24 protein-coding genes are annotated in these 26,371 nt (G+C 40.7%); 12 read left to right on the top strand and 12 right to left on the bottom strand.

All coding sequences use genetic code 11. The features are described from left to right. Positions 1 to 10 precede the first annotated feature (10 nt). Complete coding sequence (hemW, locus tag ACT3QP_RS09405; protein ID WP_192520145.1) at positions 11 to 1,330, top strand: radical SAM family heme chaperone HemW; 1,320 nt, start codon at positions 11 to 13, stop codon at positions 1,328 to 1,330. Between the two features lie 306 nt (positions 1,331 to 1,636). Here the strand turns inward: hemW and ACT3QP_RS09400 are convergent, their stop codons facing one another. After that, positions 1,637 to 1,777 (bottom strand): entericidin A/B family lipoprotein, encoded by a 141-nt coding sequence (locus ACT3QP_RS09400; RefSeq protein WP_101204419.1) that lies wholly within the window; start codon positions 1,775 to 1,777, stop codon positions 1,637 to 1,639. 258 nt (positions 1,778 to 2,035) lie between these two features. On the opposite strand from ACT3QP_RS09400, the gene ACT3QP_RS09395 reads away from it, so the two are divergent. Continuing rightward, entirely contained in the window at positions 2,036 to 2,596 is a 561-nt protein-coding gene (locus ACT3QP_RS09395) for a tRNA (cytidine(34)-2'-O)-methyltransferase (protein WP_192520146.1), read from the top strand. A gap of 158 nt (positions 2,597 to 2,754) precedes the next feature. Here ACT3QP_RS09395 and ACT3QP_RS09390 read toward each other — a convergent pair whose 3' ends face one another. The 4 genes from ACT3QP_RS09390 to tusD form a co-directional block, all read right to left on the bottom strand. Then, a complete protein-coding gene (locus ACT3QP_RS09390; protein ID WP_192520147.1) occupies positions 2,755 to 3,120 on the bottom strand; it encodes a TusE/DsrC/DsvC family sulfur relay protein in 366 nt (121 codons plus the stop codon). Further along, complete coding sequence (locus ACT3QP_RS09385) at positions 3,117 to 3,446, bottom strand: hypothetical protein (RefSeq protein WP_192520148.1); 330 nt, start codon at positions 3,444 to 3,446, stop codon at positions 3,117 to 3,119. The genes ACT3QP_RS09390 and ACT3QP_RS09385 overlap by 4 nt, the downstream gene beginning before the upstream one ends. Before the next feature lie 23 nt (positions 3,447 to 3,469). After that, on the bottom strand, positions 3,470 to 3,793 hold the full coding sequence (locus tag ACT3QP_RS09380; protein ID WP_192520149.1) for a hypothetical protein: 324 nt from the start codon (positions 3,791 to 3,793) through the stop codon (positions 3,470 to 3,472). Between the two features lie 88 nt (positions 3,794 to 3,881). Next, positions 3,882 to 4,298: a sulfurtransferase complex subunit TusD gene (tusD, locus tag ACT3QP_RS09375; protein WP_192991846.1), complete on the bottom strand. Its 417-nt coding sequence runs from the start codon at positions 4,296 to 4,298 to the stop codon at positions 3,882 to 3,884. A 217-nt stretch (positions 4,299 to 4,515) separates the two neighbouring features. Between tusD and glnE the strand changes: the two genes are divergently transcribed. Next, positions 4,516 to 7,386 carry a bifunctional [glutamate--ammonia ligase]-adenylyl-L-tyrosine phosphorylase/[glutamate--ammonia-ligase] adenylyltransferase gene (gene glnE / locus ACT3QP_RS09370; protein WP_192991847.1) on the top strand — a complete coding sequence of 957 codons (2,871 nt, stop codon included), beginning with the start codon at positions 4,516 to 4,518 and terminating at the stop codon, positions 7,384 to 7,386. 190 nt (positions 7,387 to 7,576) lie between these two features. Continuing rightward, positions 7,577 to 8,506: a branched-chain amino acid transaminase gene (locus ACT3QP_RS09365; protein WP_443537515.1), complete on the top strand. Its 930-nt coding sequence runs from the start codon at positions 7,577 to 7,579 to the stop codon at positions 8,504 to 8,506. Positions 8,507 to 8,585: 79 nt separating this feature from the next. Here ACT3QP_RS09365 and ACT3QP_RS09360 read toward each other — a convergent pair whose 3' ends face one another. After that, complete coding sequence (locus ACT3QP_RS09360) at positions 8,586 to 9,899, bottom strand: glycosyltransferase (RefSeq protein WP_444525294.1); 1,314 nt, start codon at positions 9,897 to 9,899, stop codon at positions 8,586 to 8,588. Between the two features lie 189 nt (positions 9,900 to 10,088). On the opposite strand from ACT3QP_RS09360, the gene ACT3QP_RS09355 reads away from it, so the two are divergent. Genes ACT3QP_RS09355 through ACT3QP_RS09345 form a run of 3 tightly spaced genes read left to right on the top strand, consistent with a single transcriptional unit; the run spans position 10,089 to position 12,827 of the window. Then, positions 10,089 to 10,898 carry a glycosyltransferase family 25 protein gene (locus tag ACT3QP_RS09355; protein ID WP_444525293.1) on the top strand — a complete coding sequence of 270 codons (810 nt, stop codon included), beginning with the start codon at positions 10,089 to 10,091 and terminating at the stop codon, positions 10,896 to 10,898. Continuing rightward, positions 10,895 to 11,725 carry a glycosyltransferase family 25 protein gene (locus ACT3QP_RS09350; protein ID WP_444525292.1) on the top strand — a complete coding sequence of 277 codons (831 nt, stop codon included), beginning with the start codon at positions 10,895 to 10,897 and terminating at the stop codon, positions 11,723 to 11,725. The genes ACT3QP_RS09355 and ACT3QP_RS09350 overlap by 4 nt, the downstream gene beginning before the upstream one ends. After that, complete coding sequence (locus ACT3QP_RS09345) at positions 11,718 to 12,827, top strand: glycosyltransferase (protein ID WP_444525291.1); 1,110 nt, start codon at positions 11,718 to 11,720, stop codon at positions 12,825 to 12,827. The genes ACT3QP_RS09350 and ACT3QP_RS09345 overlap by 8 nt, the downstream gene beginning before the upstream one ends. A gap of 15 nt (positions 12,828 to 12,842) precedes the next feature. On the opposite strand, the gene ACT3QP_RS09340 is transcribed toward ACT3QP_RS09345, so the two are convergent. The 6 genes from ACT3QP_RS09340 to aspS all read right to left on the bottom strand — a co-directional run bounded on the left by ACT3QP_RS09340 (position 12,843) and on the right by aspS (position 20,026). After that, positions 12,843 to 13,694 carry a glycosyltransferase family 25 protein gene (locus tag ACT3QP_RS09340; RefSeq protein ID WP_192520187.1) on the bottom strand — a complete coding sequence of 284 codons (852 nt, stop codon included), beginning with the start codon at positions 13,692 to 13,694 and terminating at the stop codon, positions 12,843 to 12,845. Positions 13,695 to 13,699: 5 nt separating this feature from the next. Next, entirely contained in the window at positions 13,700 to 14,449 is a 750-nt protein-coding gene (locus ACT3QP_RS09335) for a hypothetical protein (RefSeq protein WP_192520188.1), read from the bottom strand. A gap of 152 nt (positions 14,450 to 14,601) precedes the next feature. Continuing rightward, positions 14,602 to 15,768: a nucleotide sugar dehydrogenase gene (locus ACT3QP_RS09330; RefSeq protein WP_192520189.1), complete on the bottom strand. Its 1,167-nt coding sequence runs from the start codon at positions 15,766 to 15,768 to the stop codon at positions 14,602 to 14,604. Between the two features lie 505 nt (positions 15,769 to 16,273). Next, on the bottom strand, positions 16,274 to 16,990 hold the full coding sequence (locus ACT3QP_RS09325) for a glycosyltransferase (protein ID WP_192520193.1): 717 nt from the start codon (positions 16,988 to 16,990) through the stop codon (positions 16,274 to 16,276). Between the two features lie 199 nt (positions 16,991 to 17,189). Beyond that, positions 17,190 to 18,134 carry a lysophospholipid acyltransferase family protein gene (locus tag ACT3QP_RS09320; protein WP_192520190.1) on the bottom strand — a complete coding sequence of 315 codons (945 nt, stop codon included), beginning with the start codon at positions 18,132 to 18,134 and terminating at the stop codon, positions 17,190 to 17,192. Between the two features lie 65 nt (positions 18,135 to 18,199). Continuing rightward, positions 18,200 to 20,026: an aspartate--tRNA ligase gene (aspS, locus tag ACT3QP_RS09315; RefSeq protein WP_192520191.1), complete on the bottom strand. Its 1,827-nt coding sequence runs from the start codon at positions 20,024 to 20,026 to the stop codon at positions 18,200 to 18,202. Positions 20,027 to 20,379: 353 nt separating this feature from the next. Here aspS and sohB point away from each other — a divergent pair, with 353 nt between their 5' ends. The 5 genes from sohB to ACT3QP_RS09290 form a co-directional block, all read left to right on the top strand. Further along, positions 20,380 to 21,360, top strand: coding sequence for a protease SohB (gene sohB, locus ACT3QP_RS09310; protein ID WP_192520192.1), 981 nt, complete (start codon positions 20,380 to 20,382; stop codon positions 21,358 to 21,360). Positions 21,361 to 21,676: 316 nt separating this feature from the next. Then, positions 21,677 to 22,915 (top strand): acyl-CoA dehydrogenase family protein, encoded by a 1,239-nt coding sequence (locus tag ACT3QP_RS09305; protein ID WP_442074799.1) that lies wholly within the window; start codon positions 21,677 to 21,679, stop codon positions 22,913 to 22,915. A 227-nt stretch (positions 22,916 to 23,142) separates the two neighbouring features. Next, positions 23,143 to 24,426: a phosphotransferase family protein gene (locus tag ACT3QP_RS09300; RefSeq protein ID WP_192520511.1), complete on the top strand. Its 1,284-nt coding sequence runs from the start codon at positions 23,143 to 23,145 to the stop codon at positions 24,424 to 24,426. Positions 24,427 to 24,571: 145 nt separating this feature from the next. Further along, on the top strand, positions 24,572 to 25,324 hold the full coding sequence (locus tag ACT3QP_RS09295; protein WP_192520512.1) for a histidine phosphatase family protein: 753 nt from the start codon (positions 24,572 to 24,574) through the stop codon (positions 25,322 to 25,324). 349 nt (positions 25,325 to 25,673) lie between these two features. Continuing rightward, positions 25,674 to 26,371, top strand: a 698-nt coding sequence (locus ACT3QP_RS09290) for an SDR family oxidoreductase (protein WP_444525295.1), incomplete at its 3' end; no start/stop codon positions are given.

Raw genomic sequence — 26,371 nt, 5'->3', positions numbered from 1 at the left:
AAATATTTTTATGTCAAATATCAATATCGTTAACGATTTACAGCAGATAGACATCTCTAATGACACTACTGCCAATGCGATAGAAGTCAGTGCTATTCCATTAGCGCTATATATTCACATTCCGTGGTGTGTAAAAAAGTGCCCTTATTGCGATTTCAACTCGCATGAGCTGCCGATAGATAGTCAGGTATCGATGTATGATGAGTATGTCGATGCATTGCTATCAGACGCGAACATGCAGCAGCCTTTAACCCAAAAAAGAGAAATTAGCTCGATATTTATCGGTGGTGGCACGCCATCGCTATTACCTATTGCCCAGTATCGGCGACTATTTTCTGGCTTGCAACGTATCTTGAAGTTTGCTGATGATATAGAAATCACCATGGAAGCCAATCCAGGCACATTAGAGCATGCGCCTTTTGCGCAATATTTAGACGTCGGTATCAACCGTTTGTCGATAGGTGTGCAAAGCTTTGCTGCTGATAAATTGGTAGCATTGGGACGTATACATAATCCTGATCAGGCGTTGTCTGCGATTCATGCTGCACGCGCTGCTGGGTTTGAGCGTGTCAATGTCGATTTGATGCATGGGTTGCCACAGCAAGCGATGGCTGAAGCATTAAACGATATTCAAATGGCACATGATGCAGGTGCAACTCATATCTCTTGGTATCAACTGACGATAGAACCTAATACCGTATTTTATCGTAGTCAGCCTATTTTGCCAGACGAAGACAATTTGGCAGATATTGAGCAAGCAGGTCAGACGCTATTGCAACAACTGGGCTATCACAATTATGAGGTGTCCGCTTGGGCAGGTGGATCTGATCAGCCGTGCCGTCACAATGTCAATTATTGGCAATTCGGTGATTATCTTGCCATTGGTGCGGGTGCTCATGGCAAAGTAACCGTTAGTCGCAGAACAACGATGAGTCATAAAGCGAATAACGCATCAGAAATGAATGAAAATGAAAGGTTAGTAGATGCTGGTATTTACCGTTTTAGCAAGTCACGGCTGCCTAAAGATTATGTGAGCTATCAGGATGTTACCGATTGCTCTAAAGCAAATGAAAATGCACCCAAAATGGTCGGTTGGAAAAAAATTGACAATAATGAGCTGGTCAGTGAGTTTATGCTAAATGCGCTGCGCTTACATGGCGGCGTTGCTTGGTCGTTATTTCAAGAGAGAACAGGACGAAAGCGTGATGACATTGCCTCATCCATAGATAAGCTGGTGGCACAAGGATTACTGACAGACAGTAGGGCGTGGTTACAGCCAACAGAATTGGGACAGCGTTATCTCAATCAGATATTAAGAGAGTTTTTATAGTGTTATAGTTTATCCGCTATAGAAATGTGACAGTGTTAAGCTTGTTTGAGTGATTTAATACATATCTACACTTGGTTGTTTTTTACCATTTTTACTTTATATATTGATAGCCTTTCAGAAAAAATCAGTGGAATATAAGCATCAATAAAAAAGGCTTACCAAATAAATGATAAGCCTTTTAAAAATCTATTATAGTCAAATCCAGATAAATCCGCTACATCGTCATCCTCGCTAACCATACTAATGTATCGCTTGCACTCGGTTTCCTTGTATCGAAATTATTTGAACTCAACTATATATTAATAATTAGATTTTATCTTGAACGTCTTGTGCGCCGCCAGTAACTGCATTACCAGCGCTTGATACGTCTTGACCCAAACCTTTAAAAGTGTTGCAACCAGTTAGTACAAACATAGCTGTCAAAGATGCGATGATTACTTTTTTCATAATAATATCCTCAAAATAAATTGTTTATAAATAATAACAGTGGTGTTAAGCATTTTGCTTAAGCCTTACTGAGGGTTTATTGAATAGAGAGATAATTATAAGTAATAACTATCTTGCTATCCGTTACAGACATCATAGTGAAAGTTAAAAACGTTGCACAGTATCAAAATGTAATTATTGGCAGTAAACTGTAACTTTCGATAACTCATTGACAATAAACATAAATAATAAGCCTTGACCACTTACGGAGTAGTTAGCATGACCATTCATATTGTATTGGTAGCACCCAAAATGCCTAGTAATACGGGTAATATTATCCGCTTGTGTGCCAATAGTGGCGCACAATTGCACTTAGTCAAGCCGTTAGGGTTTGAGCTTGATGATAAAAAACTACGCCGTGCAGGTTTGGATTATCATGAGTATGCACATCTGCAAGTACATGATGATTGGGTGGCCGCCAGACAGGCATTGCAAACTGCTGACTGTCATGTCGTTACGGCATTGACCACCAAATTGAGTAAACCATTTTACGATTATGATTTTAGTGGGCAGCAGGCAAGTGGGTCATCAGATGTGGCATTGATGCCCAATATCGCATTGGTGTTTGGCTCAGAAACGGCAGGTCTTGCAGATGATATACGAGCAGACATTGGTAGTGATAATTGGTTGAGACTACCAATGCTAGCCGATTCACGCAGTTTGAACTTGTCAAATAGCGTGGCGATATGTCTATATGAAATATGGCGTCAGCAAGGATTTGGTGGTGATGAAGGACGTAGCGTGGGTTATGAGACGTTGACGGTATACGATCCAAAATAGTGTTGCCAATGTTATCGTCATTGCGCTATACAACAATTAAAGCATAAAATGACTACAGCATAAAATGATTATAGCGTTAGCCTCGTTTGAAGCATTAAATATACGTCTACACTCGATCGCTTGGTACTACTTTTAAATTGAATCGACTATAGAGCGTGTTACAAGCAATTAGGCGGTTTTGGTAAACCTGCTAGACGATTGACATGACGGGCGACCAAACCTGTTTTGAATAGCTGCTGTAATTTTTGATTGCTAATATCGTGTTCAGGTAGCGTTTTTTGTAGCCATTTTATCAGCGGCCGTGTTGCGGGCGCATGATTAAATTTAGTAAAAAACGCTCGTACCTGCTGTAAAACCTCTAAATGCTCGGTCTCTAAATGTACGTCTAGCGTGTCAGCCAGCTGCTGTGCGATATCAGGTGTCCAGATAGTATGGTCACACAGATGACCGTCATGATCTAATTCAACACTAATTTCAATGTCATGAGGTGGTTTTGTAGGAGTAGTAGCATTATCGTTATTCATAAGGCAATAGTCACGACTTTATCAAATTGTTTGTCTTGAGTCAGGTTGACCCATTCATTATCTGTTAAGACGCCGCTTAGCTTGCTAGGCAACCTCAGTTTGTCAGTTGTATCAACAGATAGTTGTGAGATGTCATCGGCCAGTGCGTAAATACCAGCAATATCCTCAATATTGATATCGCCCAGATAGGCGTCTAGCCAGTCTATAAAAGCGACGGTCGTGCCAAGTAATACAATGCTGTCACCTGAGTGCCATGTACGTGACATCTCATCGACACTGCGTCTAAGTGTGTCTATTGTGCTGTGTAATTGATATAACGTTGCCATTTACTTTAATCCTATCTGATCAATTAAAAAGTCAGTATTTGTTCAAAATCTTGTGAGTTGACGATTTCTGGTATCAGGGTCAGTTGTGAGGCCAGGTCGGTTGGTAGCATGCCAGTGACCCAGCCACTAAAGACATCATCAGGTAACCAAGCCGCTGGCATATCATATAGCTCCAGTGATTGAATCATGCCATGCAAACGTGATTCAGATTGCATCAGTAGGCCAAAGACAGGGGCATCCAAATATAGTTGCACTTCATGACCAAAGGTCGCCAGTGTTAGGGCGAGTGCACAGCCTTCGTAACTGGCTATTTCAGTCGGTGTCTGCAACTGAATTAATAGTTTCATGATTAAATCCTAATCTGATTGGTCGCTTGACGGTTTATTATCGTCACGGTTAGGTTATCTAAGAGGTTTGTCTCAAAACGGTGTTCTGTTAAAACTGTATCAGACGACAGTTATCTTGCATCATCATAGCAAGCTCACTCAATCCGACTAGTGAAAAGCCAGTAGCAAGGTTATCACCATTGAGTTGATGGCGTGTACTGTTGTCTGTGTCACTAATACCGCGGCTAAGTGCGGTACTGACACAGACTGGCAGTGACAATTGATACTGATCCGCAAGATGTTGCCATGCTTTGGTCAAATCGACCTGATCTGCTGACTGCCATCGTAAGCGGTTGGCGGTATGGGCACCGTCGCCGTAAAAAAAGACATTTAATTTTTTATTACTATTTGTATCTTCCTGATTTGAGATGTTTTTGAGATAGGCATGAGCATAGCGTAGCGCTAGAGCGTTAAGCGGCTGACTAGGGTCAGCGGTAATCAGGAGTAAAGGAGTCGTGGTTGCCATAGGAAGTCTTATCAGTCATTAATGCTAAAGTGGTTTATGCTACCATAAAGCGTTCAAAAGCAAATAGAGTCAGTGTTATTAAAAGTGGTTTTATATTAAATACTGGCATATATTAGTATGGTTGTCCGATGCGGTAACTACCTCATAAGAAAAAACACTAATATTATGCGCTAGGTTCACGTAGTCTTATCATTCCAAGCAAGGAGTTTATTTACCTATGTTACCTGCTACGTCTTCACGTGAGATCCATGGTACAGATAGTCAGCCTACAGCAGATCAGCTGCAAGTATTGCAAACAGCTAGCGAGTTTGCATATCAGATTTGGGAGAGACGCACAGTCTCTTGCCAAACGTTTTTACGAAGTTACCCATTAGATCAGACTTTAACGCGGCAGCAGATTGACGATCTGATACAAGACTATACGTTGGATGAGAATTATCAACTTGCTGATGAAGTTAAGGTGATGAGAGGGTTACGTCATTTGCGCACCTTACTTATGATGCGTTGGATATGGCAAGATGCTTTGCAGATGATTAAACTTGAGCAATTAACTGATGAGCTCTCTGAGTTTGCAGCTGGCTGTATCTCGTTTGCTAAAGATTATACCTATCAAAACTTGATTGACCAATATGGCGAACCGACTTTTATTGATGATAAAGGTCAGGTTCAAATTGATGATATGGCTATCATGGCTATGGGTAAGCTTGGTGCTCATGAGCTGAATTTATCGAGTGACATCGATCTTATCTTTGTGCATCAGGCACTGGGTGAAACCAATGGAGATAAAGCCAAAGGCACACGTAGCATAGATAACAAGCGTTTTATGACTAGGCTTGGTCAAGGTATTATCAAGTTGTTGGATCATAACACAGCAGATGGATTCGTCTTTCGTGTTGATATGCGTCTGCGTCCATGGGGCGATGGTAGTGATTTGGCTATTCATCTGTCAGCACTACAAAAGTATTTTTGTCGACATGGACGAGCTTGGGAACGTTTTGCATGGCTAAAAGCGCGTGTGGTAGGGCAGCTAGAACAACCGTTTTATGATGAGTTGCAAGCGCTTATTAAGCCATTTGTTTTTCGCTATTATGTTGATTACAGTGCTTTTTCAGCATTGAGAGAGATGAAATCTCTCATCCAAAACCAAGTGGCACAACGTGAAGATTTGGATAATATCAAACTTGGCGCAGGTGGCATTAGGGATATTGAATTTATCGTACAAGCGTTTCAGTTGATTTATGGTGGTAGGCATTCTCAATTACAAGTGAAGTCGTGTCTAGAAGCGATGCAGGTATTATATAAGCTCAAGTATTTAGAGCTTGTAACTTATAGGCATCTACAAGCAGCTTATCGCTTTTTACGTCGACTTGAGCATGCAATTCAGGCGATTAATGATCAGCAAACACAACGCTTACCACATGATCCACATTGGCAACATAATCTGGCTATCACATTGGGTTTTGAGGATTGGAAAGCCTTGTTGCACACACTCAATCAGCATCGAAATAATGTAAATGTACCGTTTGAGAAGATGGTAATTGAACGGCAAGTACCAGATCAAGACGATGAAAGCCTTGAGCCAGAAGATCTTGATGAGCAGATTACACGCTTAAACAAAGTGCTCACACAAACAAACCGTGAGCTACTACAAAGCTTTTGGCAGTCAAAACTGGTCGGAAACTTAAGTGACGAAGCAAGAGAGCGTTTAGATGATGCATATCCTGTGATTGTCCATGCGCTATTGGCACATCAAGATCAGCAGCAATTGGCCAACACAGCGTTGCCACGTCTCATCTCCTTACTCGAAGCGATTTGTCGCCGTTCTATTTATTTAGTGATGATTGCAGAAAACCCAAATGCAACAACTGAACTCATTCCGATGCTGTCAGCGAGTCCTTGGATTGCAAAAGAGTTGGCACACTATCCTGTACTGCTAGATACTTTCTTACAGCAGCGCTACCATCATTTACCTGATAAGGCTGAGCTGCGTGATATTCTGCGTCAACAGTTATTACGTGTAGAACCTCATGATGAAGAAAAGCTGCTCAGCGTCTTACGACTGTTTAAAAAGAACCAAATATTGGCGGTGGCTGCTAGCGATATATTGGCTGAACGTCCTATTATGAAAGTATCTGATTCATTAACTTATATCGCAGCAGTGGTATTAGAGGCAGCATTAGAGCGTGCTTTTTCAGAGATTGTCAGCCGCTATGGCTATCCTATTGGCCAAGACGGCGACCCTGTGACTGAAGCCAATTGTGGATTTGCTATTATTGGTTATGGTAAACTTGGCGGGTTAGAGCTGTCCTATTCTTCAGACTTGGATTTGGTGTTTTTACATAAAATTAAAGAACAAGGCATGACCACAGGTGAAAAGTCTGTAAGCGGTATGAAGTTCGCTGCGCGCTTGGTACAAAAATTGATGAACTACCTCAATACGCAAACTCGAGATGGTCGTGTTTATGAGATTGATATGCGTCTGCGCCCTTCAGGTAATGCAGGCATGATGGTTGTGTCTTGTAATGCTTTTGAGACGTATCAGATGGATAAAGCCTGGTCGTGGGAACATCAGGCATTGGTGCGGGCGCGGGGAGTTTGTGGAGATAAAAGAGTCATGGCGCGCTTCTATGACATTCGACGAAATGTGCTGGCATTACCGCGTACGCTAGAGCAAGTGCGTAGTGAAGTCACCAGTATGCGTATTAAAATGCAAAAGCATCTAGGCACCAGCCAGTGGAAACAGCACGCTGGTAAATTCCATCTGAAACAAGATGCTGGCGGCATCATTGATATTGAGTTTTTGGCACAGTTTGCCGTATTGGCCTACTCACATGAGTACCCAAGCTTGACCAAATGGAGCGACAACGTTCGGATTTTTGAAGAGGTTGCATTACTAGGAATTTGGGAAGCGCAAGTTTGCCAAGACTTGACCGATGCTTATCTCAGAATACGCGCGGCCACCCATCAGTTGGCACTATCCGAGCAGTCGCTATTGGTCGATGAATCGCTATGGAAGGAAACGCGCGCACTGGTGCAAGATCAGTGGCAGCACTTGATGGGGGTGGATGATGCCGAGGATACGCCTTGAGCATTGAGACAATGTACAAACTACTTATAAAAAATTGACAATTGGTTTTCTTAAACCAATTTTCACAACCAAGATGCATTTTTTACCATAAAAATAGATGCGGTGGTGGTATCATATATGGTTGATAATCACTGTTAAACAAAACCTACTTAAAAAAGTTAGACGTCAGCGCTAGCATAAGGACTATAAAATGAATATGGCAACACAAGAAGGTAAGCTTTGGATGAATGGCACGATGATCGAGCAGCCCGATGCCAGCGTCCACGTACTGACCCATAGCCTACATTATGGCATGGCAGTATTTGAAGGGGTTCGCGCTTACCAAACTGCTGACAACCGTACAGCGATTTTTCGCCTAAAAGAGCACACTGAGCGCTTGATGGGCTCAGCGAAGATTTTTCAGATGGATGTGCCTTTTGACGCAGCGGCACTTGAGCAAGCCCAGAAAGACGTGGTCAAACAAAACAACTTGGCAGAGGCGTATATCCGTCCGCTGATTTGGGTTGGCGCAGAAAAACTTGGCCTATCATCACGTGATAACAGTATCAATGCCATGGTCGCAGCATGGCACTGGGGCGCCTATCTTGGTGAAGAAGGCATCAAAAACGGTATCCGTGTCAAAACCTCATCATTTACCCACCACATGACCAATGTGACCATGTGTAAAGCCAAAGCCTCGAGCAACTATCCTGTCTCTATCATGGCCAACCAAGAAGTCACCCGCAATGGCTATGACGAAGCCATCCTAATGGATCCACAAGGTTATGTCTGCCAAGGCGCAGGCGAAAACTTGTTTTTGGTCAAAGACGGCGTGCTACATACGCCAGATCTGGGCGGCGGCGCGCTTGACGGTATCACCCGTCGTACCATCATTCAGTTTGCTGAAGATTTGGGTATCAAAGTCGTCGAGCGCCGCATCACGCGTGACGAGTTTTACTTGGCGGATGAAATCTTTATGACTGGCACGGCTGCCGAAGTGACCCCGATTCGTGAATATGATGATCGCACTATCGGCAATGGTGGCCGCGGCGAGATCACTGAAAAATTGCAAACTCTATATTTCGACGTGGTACACGGCCGTAATGAGCAGTATATGGACTGGTTGAGCTTTATTGATTGATTGTTAATTTAATATCTCTAAGTGATAAAGCTAAGGTTATTTGGAGTCTTAGCTTTATTTAGGCGAGTATATTATTTAATCACTTCCACCACTTAAACCTTTTTTTCAGGCTTTTATTAGAGTAGGGGCTAGGATAATTATTTGTCATTCCAAGATTAATCTCATAGTACTTCCACATTTTCTGAGTATCATATAAGTCATATTCAATGAGTGTTTCATAAAGTAAGTGCTGGAAGAAGCTATCATTAATGAAAGGTATGGTTAAAGTAGTAGAGAAATAAGATAACTTATGATATAAAGACTCTATTGCCTGATTATCGATAAAAGTAACATTGTTATATAACTCGATATAGTTATTCCAATTCTCTACAGATAGCTCTTTTTCTAGAAGAGAGTATATATTCTCAGTATCTTGAGAGGAGTGAGTTTCAAGCTGCCTTAATATCCTTTCATTTTCTATGGGTGTTAGTCCTTTACCTGTAAAGTTATAGTTTTTTAAGTACTGGAAGTTTTCTGTAGTCACTAGCCCAATTAGCCTTCCATCTATAGATATAATGCATACGGGTTTCTTACAAGCTAGGCCTTCTATAGCAACACGCCCCATTCCAGCGACTCCAGAATATTGTGGTATAAGTCTTGCTATATCTTTAACTTCTCCTAAAAAATTAACTTTTACTTTTAAGTTCAAAGACTTTATAAGTTTTTCCAATTTGCTTTTTTCACCTCCTCCAGCAATATCTACTTCATTTATATGACATTGCTCAGCAGCTTCTAGAAACCTTAGTATAGAGGGAAATTTTTCTGGACTAATACGGTTGATAATTAACCATGCAGGCTTACAATCAGAAAATTGGTGTTGATATTTATTTAAGTTGATAAGGTTAGGGATGACAGTTTTCTTACAACTAATTGAGGGTGTAATGCTTTTAAATGTTTCAGATACAGATATGGATAAAGAAAAGCTCTTACTAGCAAGATGCTGGATTAGTATTCGTTCTACAGGGGTACGGTATATATCTAATATTCCATGAATTGTGGAGATGACAGGTATTCTACATATTTGAGCAGCCATTATTGCAGCACAAGCAAATACATCAAGCATATGAATGCTTAAGGTGTGAATATCTTCATCTTTAATTATAAAAGATATCTGATTTACTAAGTTAATGAATTCAACAGCTACAGAAGTATCACCCAAACCTAGAGTAATTGTTTTATCTATCGGAAGCAACCTACCGATTTCAGGATTGAATTTCTGTTTAGGCACTAAAACATATATTTTATAATCATTCTTTTTTAAGTAGCTAAACTCATCTATCAAACGAGTTTCAATGCCACCAATGGAGTCAAGGCGATGGTTAGCGAAAAGTATTTTTCTCTGAGTTGTCCACATATGTATCCTTAAATAGTGTATAGTATACGACAAAACTTAGTATATATGTAATAATCGTAACTATAATACATCTTTAAAGTAGCTAAATTGTAATAATTGAGGAGGATTACAGTTTATTAAAAACAAGAGAAGGGTTTGATATAGTTTGAAATTATTATGCAAAATGTATTATTAAGGTGTTGTCATAAAATGAAAGTATATGTCGTTAGTTTAAAAAATCAACTTGATAGAAGAGCTCATATTGAAAAACAGTTTCAACAGTTAGGTCTAGAGTATAATTTTTTTGATGCTGTTTCTAAAGATGACGCACTTCAAACTTATAAAAATCTATCTTTAAACTTCGTTCCCGATTCGATAACTCTTGGTGAATTAGGGTGTTTCATGAGTCATGTAAGTTTATGGCAGATGATGATAGATAAAAGATTACCATACTTAGTAGTTTTTGAGGATGATATTGTACTAAGCGCAAGAATACATGATATCTTACCAAAGTTAGACATATTAACTCAGCAATACGATGTGATTAAACTTGAAACAATGCAAACACCTACCGAGCTAGGTAGAAAGGTCGTCATTGACGACGATTTGTATATATGTTCTCTTTTAAGTGAGCACATGGGTACAGCAGCATATGTTATTTCTAACGAGTGCGCTGTGCTTATGATGAATAAATTATCATTAACCAGTATTGATAAGCCTATTGATCATTTTTTATTTAAAGATTGGCTAAAGAACTTTTCAAACCATCAGGTTTTTCCTGCTGTTGCTATACAAGATGATTTATTGCATTCCAAAGAAACTACGTTAGTAAGTAATTTAGAAAAAGAAAGAAAACAACGAATGAGAAAAAACACTTATCCTTTAACAAGGAGAAGGAAGTTTCAGCGTGAATTGGGCCGTTTATTCATACAGCTATCGCCAAGCTATTGGTTTCAGAAATATAACCTTAAATCTAGAACTAAAGGATATTGTATTATTCCTTTTGAAGGAAAGGTATGATAAATATTTTCTATATTAATTTGGATGGTAGAGTAGATCGTCAACATAATATAATAGAACAGATGTTTGATTTAGGTTTAGTGGCACAGAGATTACCCGCTTCTGTTGGCAAAGATCTAACCATACAAGAAAAGTCTTTTGTTGAATATGACAAGTTTCTATGTTTAATGAAGCGTCCAATTACTGATGGCGAGATTGGGTGTGCTCTATCACATCGTAGAATTTGGCAATATATTTTAGACAACGATCTAGATTATGCATTGATTATGGAAGATGATGTAATTATTGATAAAAGATTGGTTAATGTTATTAGAGATGAACAAAATTATCAGTCTTTTGATTTTATCAATCTCTCAACTACGACTCCGTATTCATATGATAATCAAGTAGCACGCAGTTTTATAAATCAAGGTATTAATACTCGCCCCCAATGCTCAAAACTTTTAAATAAATGGAAGATGTTAGAGTGGCGTAACAAGTGGAGAATATACAAACTAAAGCCAATATCTAATGAACTGGTAATATGTGAGTGTGATCCAGCACCAGCTCTAGGCAGTGGCTATATAATTTCAAAAAAAGCTGCATTTGAATTTTTACAAACGAGTAATCACTTGTTCTATCCTATTGATTATGTGTGGAGGTTTGCTACTGGTGAGCTTAAGCAGGGTTTTATGTCAATACCGCTGATTGTTCAAACACAGGTTGATAGTGATATCTTTGGTAGAGAGAAAGAGTCTAGGCTAGGCGTTAGGCAACGCGCTCATAGATTTTTTTTAAAACGTGCTAGACGTCACAGAATACGAGATGTCAAAAAAATGTATGGATAAGAAGTTAATGATTTTTAATAATGATAAAAATATTATATTAACTATCTTTAGCCTACAAGGCGGAGGAGCTGAACGCTTTGTATTGACGCTTGCTGAAGGTTTTAAGAAGCTGGGCTATAAACCTCATATTGTTTGCTTTAAAAATCAAGTTGACTATGAAGTATCAGATATTCATTTGCATTTTTTATCTTATCAGTCTTATCGATGGATGCCTAAGTATATCCGAAATAAGGTGTTTGCTCGAGTGTTCGATAAATATGTAAAAAACAATATTACTGATACACCTGCACTTTTGATATCTAATTTATGGCAGGTGGATCAGGTCCTAGCATATAGTAAGTTGCCTAATAAGTTGTTTGTAATACATAACACCTTATCTAAGGAAAAGAGTATCCATACCTATTTAACGAATGAAGCGCTACAAAACGTATATTCAAATCAGAACATTGTAGCAGTTAGTCAAGGTGTGAAGCAGGACTTCGAAGGTATAGTCAAACAGATAAGCTCACTTACAGCTATTCATAATCCAATTGATAGAGAGTTTATTTTAAAATCTGCTAAGCAGTTGGATATACTACACAAATTAATCACTCAGTATCCATTACTCAAGCAGGGTTATCTCATTCATGTCGGAAAGTTTAAGGCTCAAAAAAATCATATGGACTTGATAAAGGCTTATGCGAGGAGTCATCAGAGAAAACCATTGCTACTGGTAGGGCAGGGAGAGCTTAAACAAGAATGTGAAAACCTCTGCAGTGAGCTAGGTGTCACAGATAAGGTTATATTTTGTGGGTTTGAGCCGAACCCTTATCCTTTGATAGTTAATGCTGATGCGATGGTGCTTTCTTCAATTTATGAAGGGTTTGGCATTGTAATAGCGGAAGCTTTGGCTTTAGGTGTGCCAGTTATAAGTACAGACTGTGAATCTGGACCAAGAGAGCTTCTTCCTGAGAGTAACCTAGTGAAGGTAGGTGATATAGAGAGTTTATCTGCTAAATTGAATGAGATTAGTGAAAGTCCTGAAAGCTTTAGTAGTAGCTTTGACGTAGGTTTGCTACCTGATAGTGTTGCTCAAAAATATCTTCAGACTTTAGAATCCTAATGAAAAAAGAGTCAATTAATTTTTAAGTAAATAAGATAAGTAGGCAAACTCATCTTCATTTGGTCTTATTTCAATATAATTAGATTGACTAGAGTGGCGAGCTTGAATCAGCCCCATATCTACCTGAGCAGCTAAGCGCTTAGATTTAAATGTTAGCTTATCTGATAGGCTATTTGCCGTAGGTTTAGAATGGATGACTGTAGAAATATTGCTTTTGGCAACAGACGGTTGTTCAAGGTTGGACATCTTGTAATGACTTGCCATATCCATTTGAATAGCCAAAGCAGGAATAGATTGTAACTTTTTTAGAGTCTTAGTATGGCACAGAAGAGCATCAGCTAGTCCCGCACCCTTCTTGTCTACTTGATTAATCAGCTTCTTTGCTCCTGCTGGGGTTAGAAGATAAGCTGCTGCTCCTGTTTTATCTAGAAATAGAGTGTGCAGGCTAAAATGTTCTGAGTCTAAGACACTTTGTTTAGTAACAAGCTTCTTTCTGCCTCTAGTTTCGAAAGTAATATGATCATAATCAAGAGACTGATTGTTTTCTAAGACTGCTAAGGCTTCAGGAAGGTGCTCAGACAGTAAGACATCGTCTTCTAAAACCAAAAACGCTTGCCCGCTATTAGCGATATGTTTCCAAACACGGTAATGGCTTAAAAAACAAGCCACTTCGGTACGTCTCAGTTTCCGTTGCCAGTCATTAGCCCACTTTTCATACGTAGCATCTGTTAAGTCATCTACAGATGTTGCTGCGTGACGATGATAGTTGATCTTAAGATGGCTTAATTGTTTTTCCTGAAAGCACCAGCGTTTTACTGCGCTATTTAAGTTAATGACTAACGCTGTTATATTTGATTGATTTGACATTGATTTTATTCCGTCCACCAAGCAGTTTTATCCCGAGTATGCAAAGCACGAAATCGGGAGTACACGGTGTTAGCATCTGGGTGCTGAGCACTTTCAAAAACTTTAAGAACAATGCCGCCAAGTACATGAGCGTTACATAACTTATCTAAGCGCCAGCGCATATTACGTAATGTATCATCAGTACCCACTGCAAATCCTGAAACACCATCAAACAATGCTAATCTTTCAGCTTCTAAAGAATTTTTGCGCTCTAATTTCGGTAAAGCTTTCTCTGATGCGGTTAAAAACAGCTCACTTTCTTGTAGCTTAATCGTATTCACCATGATAACAGCATTCATCAATAAAGATATTAAGTAGTCATCATCAGAGTGATCTATGAAGGTATCACAAGCTGAAATTAACCATCGGGTATTGAGGTTGTTGATCAAAAACTCATGGTTTTGATACCAAAGCTGCTCGAAGATGTTGAAGTTGTTTTTTGTTTGAAAGTCACGGCGTATTAGTACAATTAAACTGGCATGGTAGTACTCAAGCTCTGTACGACCCACAAATTCATGTCTCAAATTATCAATATGAGATTGTAGGTTTTTGTCAGAACCATGAGTGTATGTGCTTGTATCACCCTCAATGATCTGTGAGCTCATGGTTTCCCAATCCACTTGTTGTAATTGATTTGCTACTTTTGCTGCACCAAGTCTTTTACGATGCTGATTCAAAGAAAGTAGGTTAGCCAATTTAGATTTAGGTTGTTTCATTATTACTAATATTCCTTCAGCGTTGGGATTATTTTCAGATGGCGATACCATTTCCTACAATCTACAGAAGGCAATGTGGCCAGCCAAAAGAGTGCTAAATGAGGCATAAACGATAGTCAGTGTTTAATTTTTCTAGGTTTGTAATACAGCAGCTAATCGCTTTCGAACAAGTCACGTGTAAATACTTTATCTGATACATCCTGAATATAAGTGGATAAGCGATTGGCTACAATAATATCACTCATAGCTTTGAATGCGTTTAAATCCGTAATGACTTTTGAATTAAAGAAGTTATCTTCTTGTAAAACTGGTTCATAAACGACCACTGTGATCCCTTTCGCTTTGATACGCTTCATAACGCCTTGGATAGCAGATGCTCTGAAGTTATCTGAGCCACTCTTCATCACCAGTCTATAAATCCCCACGGTCTTTGGTTGTTTTTTGATTATTGCGTCGGCGATAAAGTCTTTACGAGTGCTATTAGAATCAACGATGGCTCTAATAAGGTTGCTAGGGACTTCGTTATAGTTGGCAAGGAGCTGTTTGGTATCTTTAGGTAGGCAGTAGCCACCATAGCCAAATGATGGGTTGTTGTAGTGATCACCGATACGGGGGTCTAGGCCTACGCCTTTGATAATTTGTTTGGTATCTAAGCCGAAGGTCTGCGCGTAGGTATCTAGCTCATTAAAATAAGCAACACGCATGGCTAAGTAAGTGTTAGAAAACAACTTAATGGCTTCAGCTTCAGTCGAGTCGGTAAATAGCAGGGGTGCATCTTTTTTAATAGCACCTTCTAAGAGTAAGTTTGCAAATATTTCGGCACGCTCAGACTGTTCGCCAACGATGATTCTTGATGGGTAAAGATTGTCATAGAGTGCCTTGCCTTCACGTAAAAACTCAGGAGAAAAGATAATATTTTGGCTGGAAAACCTTTCTCTTATACCGTTAGTATAACCAACGGGAACGGTGGACTTTATGATGATAGTAGCTTTATGGTTTACTGATAGCGCTTGTTCAATGACAGCCTCTACAGTTGAAGTGTTAAAGTAGTTGGTCTTTATATCGTAGTCTGTTGGCGTTGCAATAATGATGAAGTCTGCATCTTTATAGGCAGATTGTGCATCAGTTGTTGCAGAAAAATTCAGGTCTTTAGATGATAAAAAATCTGCAATATAATTATCTTCGATAGGTGACTGCTTCGAGTTCAGTAGTTCGATTCTTTCAGAAATGATATCAACCGCAATGACTTCATTATGCTGGGCCAGTAACAACGCATTTGATAAACCAACATAACCGGTGCCTACAACTGCTATTTTCATGATTAATCCAAGTAATTGTTGAATTAGGGCGTGTCTTCAATTCAATCGATAGTCATCTAAATGGGTTAAAAATGGCTAAATTTTGCTAAACGGCGTCAAATAGCTGACTAATATATCGATATTATCTGCGCTATTTTCCTTGTTTGACTGCTGTTTATCTCATTTTTATCACCATTTTTAAAATGAAGACACGCCCTAGTGTTTGATGAAGACTGATGATTGTTTACGAAGTAGTTATGATAGTAAGGTAAAGGTGGTGTTTAGATAGGCTTCATTGCTGTTTGAAAAGCATATCGCAATTAAGTCTTAGTATAGCTAATTTGTATTAGGGCGTGTTTGATTATTCACAAATAGGCACTGCTGATTGCTGCTAGGTTATGAAATCTGTGTTCCAAACAAAGAGTAAGTCGAAGGTAATGTGAATACCTTAGCAACACGCCTTAGTTTATATTTGGAAAATTATTCAGTATTGCTTGTTGTGGCAGCTATGCTATAGACTTTTTACTTACTGCCAATGAGTTTTTAACCATGGACTTGGTTTAACATGACGATACCACTTGCCGCCGCTACCATTGATGGCATCTGGCGGGTTAATCTCACCATGAAATATTACTATCTTTGCACCATCAGGCAGTGTAGGTGCACGCACAAAGTTAAAAGGAATAGGCGCAATACATTGGTATTTGAAGCTGACGCACCAAGTTTTATCCCAATATTCTAGGTGATGATGTTCGCGTAAATAGTTGGACAAATAGGCCTGTTCGTGGCGTACTTGCTGACGAATAGTGTCAAAGTTGCGCTCGAAGTTTGCCAATAAGTCAGGATACGTGCCCGTACCAATGTTAAAGCGATAGACTGAACTATTGCCAATCATGCGCCATGGTTTTTTCCAGTCACGGATGATGACGACGCTGTCTTCATGCTCGGCTTGGTAAGTGAAAAAGGCATCGATATTATCGACGATAACGATGTCGATATCTAAAAACAGTGCTACGCCTTTGAGATCGTACAGTTCAGGCTTGAACGTTGTAAGCTTTTTCCAACCGCGTTCAGGACCTGCTGGCAGATCCATTTCTGGGATAGGGTGGCACATGATAGCAGGGTCAATACCCGTACTATCATCTGTGAGACAGACCATTTGAAAGTCTAAGGTAAGATGGCGGCTGACCATATTGTACAAGCGGTTGACGTACTCAGGGCCGTATTTATCACCCCATTTCATACAGATGACATAACGTTGCGCAGTAGTACTGGACTCTGCTGCCGTGAGGTCGGTTGATGAGATGTTCGTTAGGTCAGTTGCCATAATGCACTCATATTGATATCGATAAAAAGTTAATAAAGCTAAAAGCCACAAAAGTTAGCCAATATTAGCATGGATGTTATTCACAATCTCTCTAAACGCTTAACTGACTGTATGGTTATTGCTTATGTTGACTTTTATCAGCATGGACAGTTTGATTGTTTTTATGAATAAAATTGGCTAGCGCTTCTTGGTCAGCAGTATAAGGATTGCCCAGTGTGGGAATATGTTTGAAACGTCGATAGCCCCACATATAATGACTGCACTTGTCTTCAATCATATGTTGCATGGCTAAATTAAGTGCCTGAGCAGATGTTTCTGTATTGCGGTCATAAAGTGCTGGATTATCAAGCCGATAGCAATAAATATCAAAGCCACGCCCGTCGTCACGACGGATACAAGATAAGCCTACCAATGCACATTTGGTTTTACTGGCCAATTTGGAGGCGAGCGTACTGGTTAATGTCTCCACTCCAAAAAAAGGCACAACCACACCGCCAGATGGATCTGGAACATGGTCAGGCAATATGATACTAAAGCCACCTTGTTTAAGGGTTTTAAAGATAGCTTTGACACCGCTGCCATCAGTAGGGACCAAAGTTGCATTAAGCCGTGAACGACCTTGCAGCACAAAGTCATCAGTGAGACTGCCTTTGACGGGTTTATACATGATGGTCGGCGAACCAAACTGGTTGAGCCATGCATTCATCATCTCCCACGTACCAAGGTGCGGTACGATGGCCAACATGCCGTTAGGATTAGCCAGTCCTTCTAATAAAATCTCTTTATTATGGACATCACGAATCTGAGAAATACTCCACTCAGGTGACATTGCCCAGCTTTTGATTGACTCAATACTGGTTAAACATTGATGATAAATAATCTCTTTGGTTAACGCTTGTTTTTGTGCAGTGGACAATTTAGGAGCAATCATCGCCATGTTGGTACTAACCGTACGCATGATGCTGAGACTGGGTATCTTTATAATTATCCACGCAGCAAAACGTGCCAATATCTGTAATACAGACAGTGGCACGAATTTGAAAATATGATACGGATTCATGACCATTCACACGGTGATGAATCACGTAACCAGTCAGAAAAGTAGCTAACCATTATCTTGACTGTTTATTGTGCAGATTGATTGGTGTCAGCCTGTGCTTTTTCGCGCACACGGATACCAAGATCACGCAGTTGTCTGCTATCGACGCCAGCAGGTGCTTGAGTCAGTGGGCAATCAGCGGTTTTGGTTTTAGGGAAGGCAATCACGTCACGGATAGAGTTTGCCCCTACCATCAACATAATCAAGCGATCTAAACCAAACGCCAAACCACCATGCGGTGGTGCACCGAATTTCAATGCATCAAGTAAGAAACCAAATTTGTCTTCAGCCTCTTGCTCGCCGATACCCAAAGCTTCAAGTACGGCTTGCTGCATATCAAAGGTGTTGATACGTAAGCTACCGCCACCAATTTCTGTACCGTTCAACACCATATCATAAGCAATAGATAGGGCTGATTCTGGGTTGTGTTTTAATTCATCAACTGAGCCTTTAGGCTTAGTGAATGGATGATGCATTGATGTCCAGTTGCCATCATCAGTTTGCTCAAACATTGGGAAGTCGGTTACCCAAAGTGGTGCCCACTCACAAGTTGTCATGTCAAGGTCGAGACCGATTTTTTGACGTAGTGCGCCGATTGCATCGTTTACGACACTGGCTTTATCTGCACCAAAGAAGATGATATCACCATCTTCTGAACCAGTACGTTCGATTAGGCTTGCCAATACTTCATCAGTCATGTTTTTGATGATTGGAGACTGTAGGCCAGACTCTTTATCTACGCCGTTGTTGATTTTGCTGGCATCATTGACTTTGATATAAGCCAAGCCACGTGCGCCATAGATACCAACGAACTTGGTATAAGCATCGATTTGTTTGCGGCTTAATGAAGCGCCACCAGGAATACGCAGGGCAGCCACACGACCTTTAGGATCGTTAGCAGGACCAGCGAATACTTTAAAATCAACGTCTTTCATCAAATCGGCAATGTCGATGAGTTTTAAAGGAATACGCAAGTCAGGCTTGTCTGAGGCGTAGTCACGCATTGCTTCAGCGTAAGTCATGCGGGGAAACTGCTCGAACTCAACGTCCATCATGGTCTTGAACAAATGCTTGATTAGACCTTCGTTGATGTTCATGATTTCTTCTTCATTTAAGAAAGAAGTCTCAATATCCACCTGTGTAAATTCAGGCTGACGATCAGCACGTAAATCCTCATCACGGAAACACTTAGCGATTTGATAGTAACGGTCAAACCCTGACACCATTAGCAACTGTTTAAATAGCTGTGGCGATTGTGGTAGAGCAAAAAAGTTACCTGGACGGGTACGTGATGGTACTAGATAATCACGCGCACCTTCTGGTGTGGCACGAGTCAAGATAGGGGTTTCAACATCCAAGAAGCCATGGTCATCTAAATAACGACGAATCGCTGATGTGGCTTTCGCACGGAATACCATACGTTCTTGCATTTGTGGACGACGCATATCCAGATAGCGATATTTTAGACATAAGTCCTCTGATACCGTGGCTTTGTCATCATTTAATGGGAATGGTGGGGTTTCAGACTTGGCAAGTACCTCGATCTCTTTACCTAATAGCTCAATTTGACCACTGGTCATATTGGCGTTCTCTGTACCTTCGTAACGACGACGTACGCGACCAGTAATTTTTAGTACGTATTCTGGGCGTACTGCATCAGCAGTAGCAAACGCTTCTGGGGTATCAGGATCAACAACGACCTGCAAGATACCAGCACGGTCACGCATGTCTAAGAAAATCACGCCACCGTGATCGCGACGACGATGTACCCAGCCTACGACACTAATGGTTTGATCAATCAAGCTTTCGGTTACAGCTCCGCAATATTCGTCTCGGTATTCGCTATGCGTCATAATATAGTTATCCAGTTGTCAGCCCAATTCGAAATACAATAATGCAGCCATCGCTGTGCGATTCGAGCTATCCGCTAAAAAACGCACAAACAACGCGATTACGACAAATGGTCATCACGTTGGCTGCAGAAAATTTGGTTTAAACGCATATTATGCCTAATCTGCCTTTGTTATACAACCTGCTGAGGTCAATCAAATAACGGTAATACTTCAGCGCTACATGTATTGATACCAGAACATTTACATCTGGTTAAATATTGTCATATTGCTTGAAAATATAGCCCACTATGCACATATCAAGCTAACTTATAAAATTTATTAAAATGGTTTCAATTACTTAAGGAATACTGCTCATGCTTTTTCATCCCGCAAAAAACCCTATCGAACTACGAGTTATACATTTAAATAAAAGCCAAGAGCAACGCCGTGAGCATTTAATGGAAGCAACTCAAGGCAAAGCGGCACTCAAACAATTCAAAAAGACCATGGCCAAAAAAGCCAAACAGGCATTAAAAGTAAAAACCAAACATAAGAAAAAAAATGCGGATGACAAGGCACAAGTTTTTGTCCTAGATTTTGATGGTGATATCAAAGCAACAGCAGTCAAGCATTTACGTGAAGAAATCAGCACGCTGATCAGCACTGCAAACAAAGGCGACGAGGTCATCGTTCGTCTTGAGTCAGGTGGCGGGATGGTTCATGGTTATGGTTTGGCCGCAGCGCAATTGGTTCGTCTAAAAGACGCGGGCCTAAAACTAACAGTATGTGTCGATAAAGTGGCTGCCAGTGGTGGTTATATGATGGCTTGTGTGGCGGATAATGTGATTGCTGCGCCATTTGCCATTATCGGTTCAATCGGCGTGGTGTCACAGCTACCGAACTTTCATAAATGGCTAAAAAACCATGATGTGGATTATGAGATGTTTACGGCTGGTGACTATAAGCGCACGGTTACTATGTTTGGTGAAAACGATGCCGAAGACCGCACTAAATATCAAGAAGAGCTAGAGCAGACGCATGAATTGTTCAAACACTTTGTCAATACCTATCGTCCAGCATTGGATGTTGCCAAAGTGGCTACTGGCGAGCACTGGTATGGCGAAGATGCACTGACACTTAACTTAATCGATAGTCTACAAACGTCAGATAGCTATATTTTAGAACGTATGGAAAATAGTGAGGTATATGCATTGCACTCGCGTCAAAAACCAACATTGGCTGAAAAGCTCGGGTTGGCTCAAGCAGCAGAAGCGACAGTAAGTACGGTGGTCGACAAACTACCAGATGCCTTGGCTCGTTTTGACCTGAACAGTCGTTTGAATATTCTCAAATAGCAGCAAAATCTAAGCATTGTTTGTGTTTTGTAAAAGGCGTGTCCTAGCGGGTCGCGCCTTTTTGCTGTTTATTCACAAATGCTGTGTTATAAATGAGACACACGGAAACAGTATACGTGCGTACACTATAGTTATTCTACTATAAAAGTATTGTGGTGTTAACCTCGCTTTGGGTATTAAACATACTTCTACACTAGGTTGGCTTGTGCTACTTTTAGGTTGAACTGACTATAAGGCTCTGATGGAGTTTTTTATTAACACTTGATTCAAATGATAAATAAGGAAAAGGAAGTCACTTATGTCAAATAATACATTGATGTTTACCGCAACAGAACATGGGCAAACCATGCATGCCAAAGTCAAAGCATTTATCGAAACCCATATTGAGCCAATAGAAGCGCAGTTTTGGACAGATTGTCACAAAAAAAATCCTGATGGTGATTGGCAGAACTGGGAATGGCCAGAAGCCTATGAAAACCTGCGCAAGCAAGCGCGTGAAGCTGGTTTGTGGAATTTGTTCTTGCCTGATGACACATTAGGTGCAGGGCTTTCTGTCACTGATTATGCACCAATTGCAGAATTGACAGGCCGCAGTTTATTAGCACCTCATGTATTCAACTGTAATGCCCCTGATAGCGGCAATATGGAGTTGTTGTGGCGTTATGGCTCACCAGAGCAACAAGACAAGTGGTTGACGCCAATATTAGAAGGTAAGACGCGATCTGTCTTTTGTATGACTGAACCCGAGGTGGCATCGAGTGATGCCACTAATATGCAAGCGACGGCTGTAGTTGATGCTGATGAGATAATTATCAATGGTAGCAAATGGTGGTCATCTGGTTTGGGCGACCCTGCTGTTGATATTTTGATTGTGATGGCTTATACCCCTGATGAAAACAAAGACCGTCATCATCAGCATTCGATGGTATTGGTACCAGTTAAAACGGCTGGCGTACATATTGAGCGTATGCTTAAAGTATTCGGTGATTATGATGCACCGCACGGGCATGGTGAAGTGAGCTTTAAAGATGTACGTGTGCCAGTCAGCCACTTTATTGGTGGACCAGGGATGGGCTTTGAGATTGCGCAAGGTCGTCTAGGGCCAGGTCGTATTCATCATTGCATGCGCTGTATTGGTGCTGCTGAAAAATCTTTAGAGCTTGCGGTAAAACGTGGTATGTCTCGTACTGCTTTTGGTAAGCCAATACTAGAGTTGGGCGGAAACTTTGAGCGCATTGCTGAAGCTCGTATCAAAATTGACCAAGCTCGTTTGCTGACTTTGTATGCTGCACAGAAGATGGATGCACAAGGAACAAAAGCGGCACTCACAGAAATATCTGCGATCAAAGTAGTGGCGCCGACTGTACTACAAGAAGTCGTCGATATGGCGATTCAGGTTCATGGTGGCATGGGTGTGTGTCAAGATACAATGTTGCCAGGCTTCTATGCTCAAGCAAGGGTGTTGCGCTTGGCTGATGGCCCTGATGAAGTTCATAAAACCATGATTGCAAAATTAGAGCTGAAGAGCCAAGGGTTTAGTCGTAAAAATAAATAATAATAGTGATTAATAATCACAGATAGTAGGGCGTGTCATCATTTATAGTGTGCGATTGCATTGATAACACTGGTAACTGGGTGACATGCTCTAGCTTGAGTATGGATATAGTGAATTTACTATAATTTGGATACAATGGGATGACGATAATACTAGAGATAGTAGGTTAAAACCGTATCTGATTTATATGTAAGTGATTATCATTAAATATAGATAAGGAATGTCTTATGGCGACTAATAGCAGTCCCACAAATAATAGTGCCACGAATGATGCTGCTACGACTGACAGCATTGCAAAAAACACAAAGGTTTTGGACATCGGTGGCGCGGTTCGTGATGGTGAGTCTCTAGATGTACAGGCAGTCAGTAGCTGGTTACGCGCACAGGGTGTGAATATTCAAGGTGAACCTGAGGTTACTCAGTTTTCCGGAGGCGCATCCAATTGGACATATCGTCTGAAGTATGACAACCAAGATTTGATATTACGTCGTCCCCCAAAGGGAACCAAAGCCAAATCTGCTCATGATATGGTGCGTGAATACACAGTTCAAGCCGCATTGAAGGATGCATATCCCTATGTGCCAGAAATGATTGCGTTGTGTCAAGATGAGTCGGTTATTGGTGATGATTTCTATGTGATGGAGCGTGTTGAAGGCATCATCCCACGTGCCAATTTACCCAAAGATATCAATCTTAATCCAGCCCAAATCCGTGAGTTATGTACCAATGTTATTGATGCTTTAATAGAGCTACATCAAGTTGATTATAGCAATCATCCTAACTTAGTAGCGTTAGGACGTGGTGATGGCTACTGCGCACGACAAGTTGGTGGCTGGAACAAACGTTATGCTAAAGCTAAAACGCCTAATGTTCCTAGCTTTGGCCTAGTTGGCCAATGGCTCACTGGTCATACACCAGCAGATATCAAGACCTGCGTGATTCATAACGATTGGCGCTTTGACAATGTTATTTTAGATGCAGAAGATCCCACACGAGTGATCGGAGTGCTTGATTGGGAGATGGCAACGCTAGGTGATCCGCTAATGGAATTGGGCAGTGCCCTTGCTTATTGGATAGAGGCTGATGATGATGCAGTGATGCAGCAGTCACGTCGTCAACCGACACATTTAGACGGTATGATGACCCGCAATGAAGTAGTGGACTATTACCTGACAAAAACAGGTCTGCAAGTCTCTAATTGGACGTTTTATGAGGTATTTGGCTTATTTCGTTTGGCTGGTATTATTCAGCAGATTTATTATCGTTTTTATAACAAACAAACCTCAAACCCAGTTTTTGAGAGTATGTGGATAGTGGTTCACATGTTGCATGCTAAATCTTTAAAGCTCATTGCGGCATTTGAAGGTGATGCATCATTTACCGCATATTTAACAGCACATTCGTCAGATATTAAGATAGATGCCGAAAGTATGGAGCAGTTGCCGAGTGAGGTGCAAGCGCTGGTAAAGAGTACATTACCGAAAGGCTATGCTGACGCTATGTATGCTTAGCTTACCTACAATATTACGAGGTATTTGTAGCCATTATGTTCATGGTTACAGCTACAAAGTGTTTTTTTCGTATCAAAAAGCGCATAGCTGCAGCTACATATATAAAGCACCTTATAGAAAGGCATAGAAAACAGGCAATATTAATATGACAACCATCCTTTTAGCACGTCACGGCCAGGCATCATTTGGACAAGAGAATTACGATCAGCTCTCAGAGTTAGGTATCACACAAGCAAAAATGCTGGGTCAGCACTATGCGGCCACACAACGCCGTATCGATGCCATATTTACAGGGAGTCTGGTGAGACAGCAGGATTCTGCTCAGCATTTTTTGGCCAGTTATCAGTCATCTATGACTATTAAAAATAGTCGCAACACGTCTACGAGCATGCGTGAGCCTGATAGTTATATTTTACCGCAGTTTGATGAATTCAATCATAAAGACGTGTTTGTCAAATCGGATCCTGCGTTTATTAATAAAGGCGCGATTGCAGCTGAGATTGCTAAAGCAGAGGTGCCAGCGACCCGTTTAGCTGAGTTGTTTGATCAGGCGATGCAGCGTTGGCATGGTGGTGACAACGATCAGGATTATCTAGAAAGTTGGCCGCAGTTTAATCACCGCGCTCAGCAAGCACTTGAACAGGTTTGTATTCAGATAGCCAATCTTAACTTGGATGCTGATAATACGGTATTGGTTTTTACCTCAGGGGGTGTGATAGCAGCTATTACGGCACAGCTATTAAAACAAAGCAGTCAAACCGCATATCAGTTGAATAAAAATTTGGTCAATACCGGTGTCACTTCCATTACTGTCAAAAACAAAAGTACACGTTTATTGTCTCTAAACGAATACAGTCATTTATTTTCTGATGGCCAATCTTTCGTAACGTGGCGTTAAACATAGCAGCAACGACAAGGAAGTTGCTTAAGATACATAACTGCGCTTTATATGAGTAAGGTCAGCCATAGCATTGGTCGGATGCTGTTGGTTTATTTTGATAACAAACAAAATCAATCTATAAATTTAGGATATTATAGATTATCGTTTTGATCTCATGTCGATATAAAAAGGACTGTCCATGCAAAGTAGAGTGATAAATTTGCTCACCAAAAAAGCCAGACAAAATAAGAATAAGATATTTGGTGCCGTTCAGCCAACACGCTATTTACAAAAGCTAAATAAGCAGCAGGTTGGACAAGATAAAACCGTACTTATCACAGGTGCGAGTTCAGGTCTGGGGGAAGGGATGACTAGGCTCTTTGCTGCGCTTGGCTACAATCTTGCGATATGCGCGCGTCGTATAGATCGTTTGGAGGGTCTAAAATCAGAATTGGTAGCAGCATATCCTAATATTCGTATCGAGCATCGAGCCTTAGATGTCAGTGATTACAGTTCGATTTTTGAAGTGTTTGATGCCTTTACTGCTGATTTTGGTCATATTGATAAAGTTGTTGTGAATGCAGGTGTTGGCGAGAGTCGCCGTATTGGCAAAGGTCGTTTTGAAACCAACCGCCGTACCGTTGAAATAAATTTCGTATCAGCCTTAGCACAGTGTGAAGCGGCTATGAATGTTTTTCGAACACAGAATGCTGGTCATTTGGTTGTGATATCTAGTATGTCTGCGATGCGTGGCTTGCCTAAGCATCTGACGGCTTATGGTGCTGCCAAGGCGGGATTGGCTTATTTGGCAGAAGGTATTCGTGCTGATATGCTATTAACAAAGTTGCCGATTAAAGTTTCCACTATTTATCCAGGTTATATTCGTACCGAAATCAATGAAAATGCCAAGCCACTGCCGTTTGAAGTAGATGCTGAAACAGGTACCAAAGCAATCGTCGCAGCGATTGAAGCTGGCGTAGATGAAGCGTGTGTACCAAGCTTGCCTTGGTCAGTTGTCGGGCAGGCTATGAAACACTTACCATTACGGCTGGTTAATAAGATGAA

The organism is Psychrobacter sp. AOP7-B1-24, from assembly GCF_052376215.1.
In the GTDB taxonomy this organism is placed as follows: Bacteria; Pseudomonadota; Gammaproteobacteria; order Pseudomonadales; family Moraxellaceae; genus Psychrobacter.
The sequence above is the reverse complement of the archived record's forward strand: the minus strand, read 5'-3'. Positions and strand labels throughout refer to the sequence as shown.

Bases quoted from the DNA above. Each gene is read 5' to 3' on its own strand.
- hemW (WP_192520145.1), top strand. From the start codon at position 11: ATGTCAAATATCAATATCGTTAACGATTTACAGCAGATAGACATCTCT.
- ACT3QP_RS09400 (WP_101204419.1), bottom strand. From the start codon at position 1,777: ATGAAAAAAGTAATCATCGCATCTTTGACAGCTATGTTTGTACTAACT.
- ACT3QP_RS09395 (WP_192520146.1), top strand. From the start codon at position 2,036: ATGACCATTCATATTGTATTGGTAGCACCCAAAATGCCTAGTAATACG.
- ACT3QP_RS09390 (WP_192520147.1), bottom strand. From the start codon at position 3,120: ATGAATAACGATAATGCTACTACTCCTACAAAACCACCTCATGACATT.
- ACT3QP_RS09385 (WP_192520148.1), bottom strand. From the start codon at position 3,446: ATGGCAACGTTATATCAATTACACAGCACAATAGACACACTTAGACGC.
- ACT3QP_RS09380 (WP_192520149.1), bottom strand. From the start codon at position 3,793: ATGAAACTATTAATTCAGTTGCAGACACCGACTGAAATAGCCAGTTAC.
- tusD (WP_192991846.1), bottom strand. From the start codon at position 4,298: ATGGCAACCACGACTCCTTTACTCCTGATTACCGCTGACCCTAGTCAG.
- glnE (WP_192991847.1), top strand. From the start codon at position 4,516: ATGTTACCTGCTACGTCTTCACGTGAGATCCATGGTACAGATAGTCAG.
- ACT3QP_RS09365 (WP_443537515.1), top strand. From the start codon at position 7,577: ATGAATATGGCAACACAAGAAGGTAAGCTTTGGATGAATGGCACGATG.
- ACT3QP_RS09360 (WP_444525294.1), bottom strand. From the start codon at position 9,899: ATGTGGACAACTCAGAGAAAAATACTTTTCGCTAACCATCGCCTTGAC.
- ACT3QP_RS09355 (WP_444525293.1), top strand. From the start codon at position 10,089: ATGAAAGTATATGTCGTTAGTTTAAAAAATCAACTTGATAGAAGAGCT.
- ACT3QP_RS09350 (WP_444525292.1), top strand. From the start codon at position 10,895: ATGATAAATATTTTCTATATTAATTTGGATGGTAGAGTAGATCGTCAA.
- ACT3QP_RS09345 (WP_444525291.1), top strand. From the start codon at position 11,718: ATGGATAAGAAGTTAATGATTTTTAATAATGATAAAAATATTATATTA.
- ACT3QP_RS09340 (WP_192520187.1), bottom strand. From the start codon at position 13,694: ATGTCAAATCAATCAAATATAACAGCGTTAGTCATTAACTTAAATAGC.
- ACT3QP_RS09335 (WP_192520188.1), bottom strand. From the start codon at position 14,449: ATGAAACAACCTAAATCTAAATTGGCTAACCTACTTTCTTTGAATCAG.
- ACT3QP_RS09330 (WP_192520189.1), bottom strand. From the start codon at position 15,768: ATGAAAATAGCAGTTGTAGGCACCGGTTATGTTGGTTTATCAAATGCG.
- ACT3QP_RS09325 (WP_192520193.1), bottom strand. From the start codon at position 16,990: ATGAAATGGGGTGATAAATACGGCCCTGAGTACGTCAACCGCTTGTAC.
- ACT3QP_RS09320 (WP_192520190.1), bottom strand. From the start codon at position 18,134: ATGAATCCGTATCATATTTTCAAATTCGTGCCACTGTCTGTATTACAG.
- aspS (WP_192520191.1), bottom strand. From the start codon at position 20,026: ATGACGCATAGCGAATACCGAGACGAATATTGCGGAGCTGTAACCGAA.
- sohB (WP_192520192.1), top strand. From the start codon at position 20,380: ATGCTTTTTCATCCCGCAAAAAACCCTATCGAACTACGAGTTATACAT.
- ACT3QP_RS09305 (WP_442074799.1), top strand. From the start codon at position 21,677: ATGTTTACCGCAACAGAACATGGGCAAACCATGCATGCCAAAGTCAAA.
- ACT3QP_RS09300 (WP_192520511.1), top strand. From the start codon at position 23,143: ATGGCGACTAATAGCAGTCCCACAAATAATAGTGCCACGAATGATGCT.
- ACT3QP_RS09295 (WP_192520512.1), top strand. From the start codon at position 24,572: ATGACAACCATCCTTTTAGCACGTCACGGCCAGGCATCATTTGGACAA.